This is a genomic window from Candidatus Acidulodesulfobacterium ferriphilum, assembly GCA_004195035.1.
In the GTDB taxonomy this organism is placed as follows: Bacteria; SZUA-79; SZUA-79; order Acidulodesulfobacterales; family Acidulodesulfobacteraceae; genus Acidulodesulfobacterium; species Acidulodesulfobacterium ferriphilum.
The window spans coordinates 313,736-327,457 of record SGBD01000001.1 but is presented as its reverse complement, the minus strand read 5'-3'; the positions used below and the strand labels follow the sequence as shown (position 1 = coordinate 327,457).

15 protein-coding genes and 2 tRNA genes are annotated in these 13,722 nt (G+C 34.5%); 8 read left to right on the top strand and 9 right to left on the bottom strand.

The window, feature by feature from the left end; genetic code table 11:
- Positions 1–58 precede the first annotated feature (58 nt).
- Positions 59–1,330 carry an acetate/propionate family kinase gene (locus EVJ47_01680; GenBank protein RZD15012.1) on the bottom strand — a complete coding sequence of 424 codons (1,272 nt, stop codon included), beginning with the start codon at positions 1,328–1,330 and terminating at the stop codon, positions 59–61.
- 149 nt (positions 1,331–1,479) lie between these two features.
- Between EVJ47_01680 and EVJ47_01675 the strand changes: the two genes are divergently transcribed.
- Positions 1,480–1,821: a hypothetical protein gene (locus EVJ47_01675; GenBank protein ID RZD15011.1), complete on the top strand. Its 342-nt coding sequence runs from the start codon at positions 1,480–1,482 to the stop codon at positions 1,819–1,821.
- 35 nt (positions 1,822–1,856) lie between these two features.
- On the opposite strand, the gene EVJ47_01670 is transcribed toward EVJ47_01675, so the two are convergent.
- A tRNA-Arg gene (locus EVJ47_01670) sits at positions 1,857–1,933 on the bottom strand.
- 172 nt (positions 1,934–2,105) lie between these two features.
- Here EVJ47_01670 and EVJ47_01665 point away from each other — a divergent pair.
- Positions 2,106–2,182, top strand: a tRNA-Arg gene (locus EVJ47_01665).
- Positions 2,183–2,365: 183 nt separating this feature from the next.
- On the opposite strand, the gene EVJ47_01660 is transcribed toward EVJ47_01665, so the two are convergent.
- Both EVJ47_01660 and EVJ47_01655 read right to left on the bottom strand, forming a co-directional pair.
- On the bottom strand, positions 2,366–2,995 hold the full coding sequence (locus EVJ47_01660) for a hypothetical protein (GenBank protein ID RZD15010.1): 630 nt from the start codon (positions 2,993–2,995) through the stop codon (positions 2,366–2,368).
- 102 nt (positions 2,996–3,097) lie between these two features.
- Positions 3,098–3,427, bottom strand: coding sequence for a transcriptional regulator (locus EVJ47_01655; protein ID RZD15009.1), 330 nt, complete (start codon positions 3,425–3,427; stop codon positions 3,098–3,100).
- Between the two features lie 309 nt (positions 3,428–3,736).
- Between EVJ47_01655 and EVJ47_01650 the strand changes: the two genes are divergently transcribed.
- From EVJ47_01650 to EVJ47_01640, 3 genes are all read left to right on the top strand, one after another.
- A complete protein-coding gene (locus EVJ47_01650) occupies positions 3,737–3,928 on the top strand; it encodes a CDGSH iron-sulfur domain-containing protein (GenBank protein ID RZD15008.1) in 192 nt (63 codons plus the stop codon).
- Between the two features lie 109 nt (positions 3,929–4,037).
- A complete protein-coding gene (locus tag EVJ47_01645; GenBank protein ID RZD15007.1) occupies positions 4,038–4,451 on the top strand; it encodes a DoxX family protein in 414 nt (137 codons plus the stop codon).
- 302 nt (positions 4,452–4,753) lie between these two features.
- Positions 4,754–5,473, top strand: coding sequence for a hypothetical protein (locus EVJ47_01640; GenBank protein RZD15006.1), 720 nt, complete (start codon positions 4,754–4,756; stop codon positions 5,471–5,473).
- Positions 5,474–5,489: 16 nt separating this feature from the next.
- Here the strand turns inward: EVJ47_01640 and plsY are convergent, their stop codons facing one another.
- Both plsY and EVJ47_01630 read right to left on the bottom strand, forming a co-directional pair.
- Complete coding sequence (gene plsY, locus EVJ47_01635) at positions 5,490–6,068, bottom strand: glycerol-3-phosphate 1-O-acyltransferase (protein RZD15005.1); 579 nt, start codon at positions 6,066–6,068, stop codon at positions 5,490–5,492.
- Between the two features lie 24 nt (positions 6,069–6,092).
- Positions 6,093–7,154 (bottom strand): hypothetical protein, encoded by a 1,062-nt coding sequence (locus EVJ47_01630; GenBank protein RZD15004.1) that lies wholly within the window; start codon positions 7,152–7,154, stop codon positions 6,093–6,095.
- 288 nt (positions 7,155–7,442) lie between these two features.
- On the opposite strand from EVJ47_01630, the gene EVJ47_01625 reads away from it, so the two are divergent.
- The 3 genes from EVJ47_01625 (at position 7,443) to trxA (ending at position 10,279) form a co-directional block, all read left to right on the top strand.
- Positions 7,443–8,711 carry a radical SAM protein gene (locus EVJ47_01625; GenBank protein RZD15538.1) on the top strand — a complete coding sequence of 423 codons (1,269 nt, stop codon included), beginning with the start codon at positions 7,443–7,445 and terminating at the stop codon, positions 8,709–8,711.
- 162 nt (positions 8,712–8,873) lie between these two features.
- On the top strand, positions 8,874–9,869 hold the full coding sequence (locus EVJ47_01620; protein ID RZD15003.1) for an ATP-binding protein: 996 nt from the start codon (positions 8,874–8,876) through the stop codon (positions 9,867–9,869).
- Positions 9,870–9,943: 74 nt separating this feature from the next.
- Positions 9,944–10,279: a thioredoxin gene (trxA, locus tag EVJ47_01615; protein RZD15002.1), complete on the top strand. Its 336-nt coding sequence runs from the start codon at positions 9,944–9,946 to the stop codon at positions 10,277–10,279.
- 87 nt (positions 10,280–10,366) lie between these two features.
- Here trxA and EVJ47_01610 read toward each other — a convergent pair whose 3' ends face one another.
- From EVJ47_01610 to thiL, 3 genes are all read right to left on the bottom strand, one after another.
- The gene (locus tag EVJ47_01610; protein ID RZD15001.1) at positions 10,367–11,620 is read right to left on the bottom strand and encodes an HlyC/CorC family transporter; all 1,254 of its coding nucleotides are present in this window, start codon (positions 11,618–11,620) and stop codon (positions 10,367–10,369) included.
- Positions 11,601–12,572 (bottom strand): DUF21 domain-containing protein, encoded by a 972-nt coding sequence (locus tag EVJ47_01605; protein ID RZD15000.1) that lies wholly within the window; start codon positions 12,570–12,572, stop codon positions 11,601–11,603. The genes EVJ47_01610 and EVJ47_01605 overlap by 20 nt, the downstream gene beginning before the upstream one ends.
- A gap of 109 nt (positions 12,573–12,681) precedes the next feature.
- Positions 12,682–13,722 (bottom strand): thiamine-phosphate kinase, encoded by a 1,041-nt coding sequence (thiL, locus tag EVJ47_01600; protein RZD14999.1) that lies wholly within the window; start codon positions 13,720–13,722, stop codon positions 12,682–12,684.

The following is a 13,722-nucleotide window of genomic DNA, read 5'->3' as shown; positions in this document are numbered from 1 at the left end:
TAAATAAAGGCCGGTAGCCGGTATATTAAAATATATAAACTTTGGCAATTTAAATTTATTAAGTTGCCGCCGGTTTTTTATAAAATAGCAACTTCACAGCCTCGCTCGCCATCTGAAAGTCCTCATCGGTATGAACGGCAAAAACGGGAATTTTTCCGATGCCTATTGACTTTATCGATTTTCTTATTTTGATTTTTCCATGGCAATCAAATTTATTGAAATATTCCGAAGCCTCTTTGTTTTTCAGGTCATCTATTTTTATGCCAAGGTAAGCCAGGTTTTTACATACCTTTTTTCTTAGGAGGGAAGAATTTTCGCCTATCCCCCCGGTGAAAACCAGAGCGTCTATTCCGTTCAGGGCGGCGCAATACCCCCCGATAAATTTAGTTATTCTATATGCATACATTTTAAAGGCAAGTTTCGAGTTTTCATCGCTATAAGTCAATAGTTCTTTAAAATCGTAAGTTTTTTGGGATATGCCGAGAAGCCCGCTTTTTTTATTTAGAATGTCGTATAATTCTTCGCATGAAACATTAAGTTTTTCTTTAAGAATAAACGGTATGGACGGGTCTATATCGCCGCATCTCGTTCCCATCATAAGGCCTTCTAAAGGGGTATAACCCATCGATGTGTCAACGGAAACACCGTTTTTTACGGCGCAAATACTTGCCCCGTTGCCCAGATGACAGATAATCAATTTTTTTATATCCTTTTTATTCAAACTTAATAAATTATTTATATAAGAATATGAAATTCCATGAAATCCGTATCTTTTTACCTTATATCTATTGTAATAATCGAGCGGTATGGGATATATTCTTGCATACAAGGGAACGGTATGGTGAAAAGCGGTGTCAAAAACGCAAACCTGTTTTGCGTGAGGCAGGTATCTCGACGCAATCTCAAGCCCTTTTAAATTAGAAGGATTGTGAAGAGGGGCAAGTTCATTTAATCTGCTTAGTTTAACGATATTTTCTCGGGAGGCCATTACAGGTTTTCTAAATCCATCGCCTCCATGAACAAACCTGTGAACCACAATGCTAATATTTAAATTGGCAATATTAAATCCTAATTTATGAATCATAAAATTTATTGCTTCGGAATGATCCTTAAAATTTAATTTTCCAAAATCTTCTTTGTCTTTTATTTTGAAATGAAACTCGCCAAATTTAGTCCCGATTTCTTCTATTATCCCCGAAAAAATTCTTCCTGCGTTTAACAATGGATTTTTTTTATCCAAAGAACCCGATATTTCGAAAATTGAAAATTTTACGGAAGAACTTCCGCAATTAATTGATAAAATATGGATTTGACCGGTTTTCTTAATCATCGTGAATACCTTTTTTATTTTTTTCTATTAATGATAATATAATGCAAAGGTATCGCAAAAGCAAAATTTTTTCTTTAAATATATTTTTTTTATTATATAATATTAATAATTATAAAAATAACAATTAAAAACCTGATAAGGAGGCATCCATGAATTACATTTCGTATTTTAAACTTAAAGGTACATTTAAGAACGACTCAAAATATCCCGCACTTTCCCTTATCGCCTTCATTCTTAAAATTATCGCCTTAATTTACCTTGTTGCCGGTTTAATCGGCACCCTTATTATGTCGTTTATATGGGCTGATGAGGCAGGGAAAATGGCCGCGCTATACGGTTCTTCCGGATTCAATTTCGGTTCGGCGATATCTTCATTTTTCTTTTCGCTGATCGGAGGGATTATTGTATCAATCTTAATATTCTTATTGATATGGGCGTATGCAGAGCTTATTTTAGTCCTTATGGATATTGAAAGCAATACTTCCAAATAATAAAGGTGGTTTTAAAGAATATGATTGTTTTTAACTGGTGCCCCCGACCGGAATCGAACCGATGACCAAAGGTTTAGGAAACCTCTGCTCTATCCTTCTGAGCTACGGGGGCAGGTAAAAAGTGAATGATGTAAAACGGCAAAAAATGATTATTTAATTTGCGTTATGCCGAACTATTATATATAATTAATAATATAAAATCAATTATTAAAGTATAGTAATAACAAGCACGCTAACGACATAACTGCCTTAACCGCAATTTTTGCTATATTGCAAATCTAAAAGCGCCCATAGCTCAGCTGGATAGAGCGTCAGACTACGAATCTGCAGGCCGGGGGTTCGAATCCCTCTGGGCGCACCACTCAAAAACGTTGTATACCTTTTAGGGATGTAATTTTAAAATATAATATGGGAGGTAGTTTTAATGCATAAAATAGAAAAAATGATTAAAATAGCAAGAAATACACGAGTTCATGGCGGTTCTTAGAAATTAACGCCCCGCCACAAATTTAGGCGGGGCGTTAATTGTTATCTATCTATCTATCTATCTATTCATCATCATCATTTTTTCATGGAGCATTTTCATTTTTCCGCGAAGCATTTTCATCATTCCGCGCATCATCATCATTTTATGCCTCATTTTCATATTATATGCTTTTAGCATCATTTTTCTTAAGCTTGTGTATTTTATTTTCTGCGAAGCATTTAATAAGCGGTATGCTTTTATGTGGAAGGGGATCATTTCGTAGCCTAGATAGGTTTCGGCGTTCCCTACGGCTTGAACGTCCGTTATCAGTCCTTTAATGCTGGGATTTTCCTGTTTGGCTGCCGTCCTGTATTGCCTTATCGCATTCTTTAATGCCATTATTCCAACCTTGGTTTTCTGAAACATCTCTTTTTGTAAAACTTTGCCTTCTTTTATCTGAGCCGGGGTTAAATCTAAGGCCTTTGCATGCTTCACTACCCACATCGGTCCAGGGTGATATTTGTAAAAAATGGGAATAAAACCCAGCGAATGACGCTTAAAAAACATCACCATTTTCCTAAATTTTCTCATTTTCTCAATTTTCGTCATTCCTTTTCCATTCATCATTTTAGCCTCGGATTTAACGATAAAAGTGAAAATGGCTGCCATTAAGAGCATAATCGAAAATAGTAAAATCTTTTTAAACATTTCAAGCCTCCAATTTAAAGAAATTGATTTATTTTATGTTATTTCGTTTCGCATATTCAACTATACTAAATTATATCACATAAATTTTAAAAACGATTTGCCCTATATTTTCATATTTTTCTTATTTTTAATTGTCCAGTTGTGAATTATTTCTATTGCTTGAACCAGCTCTTTACCTGCTTCCGTAAGACTGTATTCAACCATTATAGGCTTAACATTTATAATTTTTCTATTAACCGCTCCTATAGCTTCCAAAACTTCAAGCCTTTTAGATAATTCTCTGGCAGAAATCCCTTCCGTTTTTTTCTTAATCTGATTAAATCTTAACTTTCCGCTGGAAAGTTCTTTAATTATAATTAAAGACCATTTATTGGCAAGCATTTTAAAGGCTTCCTGCGCAGGACAGAAAGCTTCCTTTTTGTTATTTTCCATAGTTATTTAAATTTATCAAATATTAATATAATAATTTATCGTAATGTTATCTCGGCGCATGGCAAGCAGTAGTGAATTTCGAAACTTGTAATCATTATAATTATATGATTATATTACCACATTTTAATATATATTGTCAATTAAGTATATAAAAATATACTTAATAATAATAAAATCCCTAATTGACATAATATACCTAACAACTTATAATTATCGTATCCATGGGATAAGGCGCCTAAAGTAACTTAAATTAAATTAAAGTAAATTAAATTAAAATTTAAATCAAAGATTATTAAGGAGGTAAATCGAATGGCTCATTTAAAAAAAATTACCGAAAATTCACCGTTAGAAATTAAGGAGGGCGAGTTTCCAATTTATATTTGCAGGTGCCAGCTATCAAAGAACTTGCCTTATTGCGACGGTTCGCATCAATGCATAAAGGATGAAGAAGGACCAAATGCTTTATATGTTTATGAAGGAGATAAGAGGATAAAGTTATAAGTAAAACATATTAATTTCTCCGGCCGCGGACATATGACCGGCGGCCGGGTGAAAGAAAGAAAGGTAAAATTATAATTTAAAAACATTAAATTAATTAAAGAGGTCAAAAATGAAAAAAGAATCCATAAGTTTATTTTTCTTAAGGTTTGTGCTGTTTCTCAGTTTTTTTTACCATGGGACGGGAATTTTATTTGATTGGTTTGACGGACTAGGTATAGCCGGTTTTGCAGGGTATATGCATTTCCCAATCATTATAGCGGTATTGGTAGGCATAGCCGAAACGACTGGAAGCCTTGCGATGATAAGCGGAATATTGACAAGAATAGGGGCGTTAAACATAATGCTTGTAATGCTCGGCGCGATATTTATACTCCATCTGCCGCACGGGTTTAATATTTTGAACGGGGGTTACGAATATGCTTTAACCGAATTTGTCGTAGCATTGAGCATTTTCATAATGGGTCCGGGCGAATATACGCTGACGGCATTAATAACCAAAAACGCGCCTTTCATTTTGCAGTAATAATAAAGTTGCGAAATCGGCACTCTTTCCATAAAGTGCCTTCTTAATCTTAATATTGTATCCACCCGCCGGATTTTTGGAATAAAATAAGATATAATTATTCCGAAAACAGCGGGGAGGGAGGTATAGGTATTAACACTATTCTACACGATTCTAATACGATTTTTGTTGCAACACGCATAAATTTATTATATTATTAAGCTGATTTGCGGTTTATAAGTTTGCATTGCACATTATATATAGTAATAAGATGCGCGGGTAGCATATAGCCATAAAATTAAGATAAAGGAGGTTTTAGGGACATGAAAAATAATAAAATTAATATTAAAAAAAGATTTGGTATAGCAATCATCCTTTTGCTCTCGATTTTTATTGCTTCGTCTTCTCTTAGCGGATGCGCAACTTCAAGGGCGACTGCGGCAAGCGGAACCACAGGGGCATTATTTGGAGCAGGCACCGGTTTTGTAATAGGAGCGTTAACAGGAGGTCCGATTGGCGCAATAATAGGAACTGCCGCCGGATTATCTATAGGTTACGGCGTGGGCTATGTAACAGGAAAGTATGTTGTCACAAGGGAGGGTAAGATTCGAGGAATGTCTATGCTTAACACCCCCTATAAATTGGCAAGCAATGAGTTTATTTATGATCCTGCCGCTGCCGCTCCAAAAATTAACTTTAAAGAGGTTAAAGGCGTATTAATATCCAATCTGAAAATATATACCGCTCCCAAATCGGTAACGGCCGGTAATAAGATTAAGTTAATTATGGAATATAATGTTATCGGGGCATCCAATAATATCAAAAATCATTCCATTCAAGAAACAAGAATATTGGAAGGGTTAGACGGAAAGATTTTTTATAATCATGCCACAAGCACCAATATTGAAAAGGAAGGTTACTACAAAACCGTTTTGCCTGTTACGATTCCAAAATCTGCTCCGAAGATTTACATATACGAGGCAATCATTAAAGTCAACAATGTAATTACGGCATTAAGCTCCAGATTGGTTACGGTAAAGTAAAATAAGATAAAAAAATTTATTTTTTTATCTTATTTTCCGCCCCGTTTAAAAGCCTCTTTATATTAGGGGAATGTTTGTATATTATTAAAATTGCTATGAAGGCGGATGCAATAAACAGGTAAATGCTTTTAAGAGTGTAAAATATTAAAAACGGCATCAAAAAAGCGCTTATCATCGAAGCAAGCGAAACATACCTTGAAAAAAATAATATTACTAAGAATATTAAAAAAGCCATTAAAACCGCTTCGGGGGATATGGCAAGAAATACTCCCAGCGCCGTAGCAACCCCTTTCCCGCCTTTAAATTTTATGAATATCGAATAGCAATGGCCTACTACGGGGGCTATAATTATTAAAGATAAAAAAAATAAAGGCAGATGGGATAATTTTATTGCCAAAAATACCGGTATAAACCCTTTTGCCGCATCTATTACCAGCGTAACAAAACCAAATTTCTTTCCTATAACCCGGGAAACATTTGTTGCGCCGAGATTACCGCTTCCCGCCGTAGTCAGGTCTATCCCCCCCTTAAATTTTGCAACTATGGCAGAGGTGGGGATGCTTCCCAGTAAATATGATGCTAATATATAAATTATTCCCGTTAAAATGGCTAAACCTCTTTAAGCAACTTTTTCCCCGCAATAAGGGCAATATTTAAGTCCGGGCATCAACGGGATTTCCATTCCGCATTTTTTGTTTAGGCATACTTTGTTTATTTCTAAACTGTTTAATTTACCTGTCAGGGTGGTGCTTAATTTATCGACAAGTTTTTCGAAACTTTTCTCATCCTCGTTTTTGAAATTTTTAGTAATTTCATCGATTATTATGGTATCATTCATAAGCCTTTTTTCAAGGTTTTTTTTATTGATATAAAAATATACTTTAAATTTATTTATTTCTTTTCTTGTTATGATGTCTTCATCGATGAACTTCTTGAAACTTTGACTGATAATAGAAGGGGCAAGGCCTGTCTCTTCTTTAACTTTTTTAGTTGTAATAGGTTTTTTATCGTTTTTAATATAAAATTTTATTATCAGTGCATAAACCATAAATTCTGACGGTCCCATTAATTTAATCTGAAAACTGGTTATGAGATATCTGCTTGTCCATAAAGCAAGCACTACATAATAAAATTTAAAATAATTATCGGATTTATTTAAAAAATCGTCAAGGTTTTTTTCCTGCTCGTCATTAATTATCTTGTTGCTTTTAAGGAGGGCTATCGTTCCCTTTATTAAATTATTGATAATATATGTGTCGGTTTCATTGAAATCGCAAAACTGAAGAGCTTTTATATTTATCTCGTTAAATTTTTTAAGTTCGCTATAAGGCAGGATGTAATTCGTTTTGCGTTTATCTTCGCTTAAAGTAGATTTATTGATGAGCTTATTGTCTTGCAAACTCTTAAGCACGGTTGCGAGATGCGGCGTTGAGATATATAATCTGTTTAATTCTTTATAGGAAACCGTTATGCCGTTTTTTTCATAATTCTTTTTTTCTTTTGCGGATGAATGGGTATATTTATAAGAAAAATACGCGAAAATAGTGAATTCTATATCACTTAAATATGCAATGTTTTTATATTCCGGCGGTATTATCGATATAGTGTCTTTGATTAATTTTTCTCTGCTAAGAAAAAATAAGCTAAAAAGAATATATAGCTTAGCTTGCAATGTTTTCATAATATAAATCCTCAATTAAATAAAATAAATTAAATTAAGAATACAGGTTAGCACAAAATTCATTATTAAAACCAAAAATTAAAGTATCTTAAAAATAAATAATTAATTAAATAAATCAATAAATTATTTTTGTATAATTTAGAATAATATATTTATATATATATTTTACATTATAATATTTTTTTACCGTTTATGTAAAGGGAAAATTTTATCGATTGAATTTTTTTTCTTAAAGTAATAAAATAAAAGACTATGGTAAATAAACATATAGGCGAGTTGGACTTTTTCATTAAAGAATACGGCCATTTATTAAACCCCGAAGCCATCATAAAAGAAGACATATTAAGACAGGGGATTTTCTTCGAACCGTTAACGGATGTTAAAAATTTTTCAAGCAAATCTTATTTCATTTTTTCTTTTAACATAGATAATGATAACGATATAATCACAAAAAAATATCCGGAAGAAATTGCCCTTCAAAGCGGGATATATAACCTAAAACGAACTATTATCTCCGTCAGGATTAATAAATCTTCCCCTTACAGGGTTAAGTTTGACGCGGCTGCGAACAAATATGTCCTGTTTCTTGACGATAATTTTATAGGGGATATTATTTTTTCACCCGAAAAATCCTACATGCTGCAAAAAACCCCGTCAGGGAAATCGGTCAGGGATATCGCTCCCACTATCGAATGGGGCTACTTAGTATATCTCGCAGTTTTCAGAATGTGCCAGTATTTTGAAAATAAGAGCGAATGCGCATTTTGCGATATGAACTCAAATTACGTAAATCAAAAGAAAACAAACAAAAGCTATTCCGCCGTAAAATCCATAGACGACATTATCGATGCTCTCGGCATAATCGGCTCATCGGAGGATTCCGAATCTAAGGCTTATACATTGACTGGAGGAAGCATTATAGATGAATTTAAATTTAACGGAGATACGGAGATAGATTTTTATGTCAGGTTTTTAGAAGCCATAGAAGATAAATACAAAGGCAAATGGATAAGCAAGATTGTCGTTCAGGCTCACGATGCAAAAAACCTTAAAAGACTTAAGGATGCAGGAGCTTACATTTATCATACCAACTTTGAGGTCTGGGATAAAGGGCTTTTTGATAATATTTGTCCCGGAAAGTCCAAATTTGTCGGAAGAGATGAATGGATAAAAAGAATAGTGGATGCCGTGTCTATATTCGGGGAATACAGAGTTATTCCAAATTTTGTTGCGGGAGTCGAACTTTCCAAACCTTACGGGTTTAAAAGCATAGACGACGCCATTAATTCAACGGGAGAGGGGCTGGAATTTTTTATGTCCAATAATGTTATACCGAGGTACACCACATGGTGCCCCGAAAAGACAAGCAAGCTCGGGAAATTGGGAAATTCATCGGCTCCTCTTGAGTATTATGTTAAACTGCTTCTCAAATGGCATGAACTCCATTATAAGTACAATTTACCCGTTCCTGAAGGGTACGGCGAGGCAGGTCCGGGCAGGGCGGAGTTTTCCGTCAGCGCATTTATGGATGCGTTTAAAATAGCCAATACCGTGTAATCAGATTTTTAGGTTGAAACAACTAAAAAGCTATGATAATATAAATATATTAATATTTATATATAACATATATGGCTATGTTTAAATATAATGTAATACCCACAAACTTAAATTAATAGAATTAATATTAAATAATAATCAAACTAAACTAAAGAGGTATTTATGCATAATCATGACGATGAAAAGGAATTGAATAAATTTAACGCGGATAGCGAAGACGGGGCTTATGATTTTGAAGAAGGCGGCGGATGCGGATGCGGGGATAACGAAGAGCACGGTTCTTCGTGCGGCTGCGGCGAGGAAAGCGGGGAAGAATCTTCTTGCGGGTGTTCTTCGGGAGATAACGGAGGTAAGCCCAATAAAAATCCGTTTGAGGAGCGAGCCCCTATTTTCGGCGTAAAAAATATTATTGCCGTTGCAAGCGGTAAAGGCGGCGTAGGAAAATCCACATTTAGCGTCAACTTAGCCATCAGCTTGGCGCAGCAAGGTAAAAAAGTGGGCCTTATGGATGCAGATTTGTATGGTCCGAGTATTCCCACGATGATGGGCATAAACAAAAGACCCGATTTAACTTCTCAAAATAAAATAATACCTGTAGAAAAATTTGGGATTAAACTTATGTCTTTAGGATTTTTAATTCCGGAAGATGCTCCCGCTATTTGGAGAGGGCCTATAGTTATGCAGGTCACGACGCAGTTTTTAAAAGATGTAGAATGGGGCGAAATCGATTTTTTAGTCGTAGATCTTCCCCCTGGAACGGGAGACATCCAGCTTACATTAGTCCAAACCGTTCCGATAAATTTTGCCATAGTAGTTTCCACGCCTCAGGATATTTCCCTTATAGATGCCAAAAAGGCGTTGGGTATGTTCGATAAGGTTAATGTTCCTGTTTTTGGCATAGTCGAAAATATGAGCTATTTTATATGCCCCCATTGCAATAAGCGTTCGGATATATTTAAACATGGCGGCGCTAAAAAAACTGCCGAAAAATTAGGCGTTAATTTTCTGGGCGAGGTGCCCATAGTAGAAGAAATTTGCGAGCTCTCCGATAAAGGTGAACCCATTATGACAAAAGATATACATCCGGAGGTAAAAGCCGTATTTAATAAAATAGCGGATTCTTTGATTTTGAGATCGGAACAGAGGGTTAGTGTATAAAAATTATAAAAGCCTGTTTTATGAAACAAAGGGACATTTAAACAAAATTAAAATTTAAGGAGGATTTACTCATTATGGCTTCAGAAAAAGTTTTAGCCTTTACGGATGCCAATTTTGAAACAGAGGTTTTGCAATCTAATAAACCGGTTCTTGTGGATTTTTGGGCTGTTTGGTGTGCTCCATGCAGGGCTGTTGCCCCTATCATCGACGAGATGGCATCGGATTATGACGGCACCATAAAAGTGGGCAAGGTAAATGTTGATGAAAATCAGGTTATTCCAGGTAAATATGGGATAAGAGGGATACCGACGGTTATTTTGTTTAATAACGGAAAAGTGGTGGACCAGATAGTTGGGGCAGCGCCTAAAAATGCATTTAAACAGATGATAGACAGGGCTGTTGCGCATTAGTTAACTTAATAAGTTAAATTAAGTAAATTAAATGAAAAAATTAAAAGTGAAAGCACGGGTAACATTTTAATATTTATTAACTGTTTATCAATAGCTTAAAATTACCTCTTTTAATGATTTGCTTGTTGATTGCGTTATTGTAAAGGTAAGATTATCTATTGTGAACTTTTCGCCCGGAACAGGTATTCTTCCGAGTCTATCCATTATCAAACCGGAGACGGTTTCATAATCTGCTTCCGGGTGCCTTTCTATTTTTAAATTAAAAAGTTCCGATAATTCGTCTAATGTAAGCCTTGCATTTATTATATAAGTATTTTTGCCTATCTTTTTATACATGGGTTCTTCTTCATCGGTCTCGTCCCTAATTTCTCCGACTATTTCTTCCAGTATGTCCTCAAAGGCTACTATTCCCGATGCCCCCCCATATTCATCCACAACTACGACCATTTGCTGGCGGCTTTTTTGCATCCTAATCATTATTGTCGATATTTTTAGCGTTTCCGGTATAAAAAGAACAGGCTTAGCTATATCGCTTACTACCTTATCCATATTTTCCATATTATAAATATCGAAAGCAAATGCAATGCCGGATATGTTATCTATACGGTCTTTATAAACGGGTATTCTTGAATAATTGGATTCTACCAGGATTTGCCTTGCGGTTTTTACGCTTGCCTTTTCATCCACCGCCACCACATTGATTAGCGGGATCATAATGTCTTTAGCGGTTTTATCCCTAAAATCGAATATCCGTTTTATAATCTTTTTATCATATTCTTTAAGTTCTTCTATGTTGCCGCTTATCGTCAGGACTTTTATAAGTTCATCTTTTGTTAAAAATACATTTTTAGATTTGCTTTTAAAAATTACATTTAAAAATTTGGAGAAAGCTATAAAAATAATATTGATCGGAAAGAATATAACCCCAAAGGCGGCAAGCAGGGGGATACTTTTTAACATCAGGCTATTTGCATGTCTTCTATATATCATTTTTGGAATAATTTCGCCGAAAATTACCATAATAGGCGTAAGAATAACTGCCACGATAAATGGAGTGTAAGAGCGGGCATATCGATATATAATAGCCGTTGCTAAAATGGAAGCTGTCGTATAAGCGACACTGTTTCCGATAAGGGAAGTAGAAAATGTGCTTTCGGGCCTTTTTGTCATTTTAAGCAAAAATTTAGCAAGTTTATTTCCCTGAGTTTCCTTGTGTTTTACTTTAATCTTGTCAAAACTTATAATGCCGATTTCCGACCCGGCAAAAAATCCTTCGAAAAATATTGAGGCAATAATTATAATTATATAAATAAGATATGGATTATTGAACATCGTATTCATCCTCTATTTCACCAAATATTTCCTCAAGCAGGTCTTCCATAGTAACAATGCCCGTCATTTTTCCGTATTCGTTTACTACAATTGCAATATGAATCTTTTTTCTTTGAAGCTCCCTGAAAAGTTCCAGGGCATTTTTTGACGACGGTATGAAATAAGGCTTAATCAAAAAAGAGTTAAGAGTTCTTTTTTCCTCCCCAAGATTGTACATTCTGGAAAGTATGTTTTTGGCGAGAAGTATTCCTATGATATTATCTTTCTCTCTAAAATATACAGGCATGCGGGAAAAATGGTTTTCCTCGATAAGCTTCACCGCGGTTAAGGCAGGGGTATTTACATCTAATCCGAAAACATTATCCCTCTTTGTCATAATATTACCGGCTTTTAAATAAGAAAGTTTTAAGAAATTTTTAAGAAACTCGTATTCTTTTTCTTTTATTTCGCCTTCGGTTTTACCGATTTCTATTATCATTCTCAGTTCTTCGTTGGAAATAGCTTCATCCTTTTTTAGCTGGAACTGTTTTCCTTTAATCCCAATTTTATCCATTAAGATTTCTGCGTAAAAAATGGCAGGATAAAATATACGCGAAACGATTAAAGATAATTCTACGGGTTTCTTTAGCGCTATAATTTTTGGAATAATTTCGGCTAAAATAATGAGGGTAAAGGAGATTGATATAATAGAATAAATTTCTGGTATTTTGTGAAAATATTCTGTTAAAATTATCGATCCGAAACTTGCGGTTATAACATTGGCGGTCATATTCCCGATTAAAATTATCACAAGAAATATGGATGATTTTCTTATCAGGAATATTATCTTATTCTTTTTTTTTAGATTTAATTCATCTATATCTGCCTGAGTCAATGAGAAAACGGAAGACTCGGAAATGGAAAAAATCGATGAAATTGCGATAAATAAAATAAAAAATAAAAGATAGGATAGGAGATACATCTGCTAAGTATATATTATATTTATGTTTAATTAATATTAATTTTTACGATAAAAACATTCAGTTTTTATGTATTCATAAAGATGCGCAATGTAAAGATGCAAAAGAGGATTATAAGTGCCTAAAAGTCGAATCTTTAACAGGATATGCAACGCCGTTTTTTAGAAACTTAATTCCGTTAATTCCATTTACGACACGCCCTATTTTTTTAATCTTGATTCCAAGCCTGCTTGATAAGTTTAAAACCTCTTTTTCGTTTTTATCGTCGGCTGTCCACAAAAGTTCATAATCTTCGCCGAACGATATAATATTGTCCGCGCATTTCCTAATTTTTAACAGTTCTGCAATGTGTTTCAGGTTTTCATTAACGGGCAGTTCGTTTATCCAAATCTCGACCCCCTGAGAAAGTCTTAGAATGTTGGAAATATCTTTGTATAAACCGTCGCTAATATCCGTTAAGGAATTCGCAAGTTTTCTTACAGCCAATTCTTTAGCTAATTTAATTCTTGGGGTAGGAAGTTTAAATTTGTTTATAAAGTTTTCGATGGTTTTTTTTTCAAAATTTTCGAGGTTGACGAAGTTTTTATCGATATGCTTCCCATGTTTTTGCAAATAATACGCCATCCATGAATTTCCAATTTCTCCCGAAACAAAAACCGCATCGCCTATTTTTGAATTACCCCTTTTTATGACATTGTCGTCTTTATAGTCGCCTATAATCGTTATGGATATAGAAAATTCGGATGCCCGCGATATATTGCCCCCTATAAGCGAAACCCTGTATTTTTTTGCAACGCCGACCACGCCGTAAAGGGTTTCTTTAATATTTTCTTCATTTACATAATCAGGAATAAATAGCGATAAGGTAAATAAACGAGGGGTGCCTCCCATTGCGGCTATATCGCTTAAATTGACGAGCAAAGACTTGGAACCTATTTCATAAAAACTATAAAACTTAAGCGTGAAATGAACATTTTCCGTTATACTGTCGGTGCTGACAAGCATGCCGTTTTTATCTCTGAAAATAGCGCAATCATCACCTATAGATTTGATAATTATAGATTTATTAAATTTTTGGGTTATAAGGCTTATTTTTTCAATCTCTCTTATTAACTCGGTTTCATTTAGTACTTCTTTTTTTTTCGCCCTCAC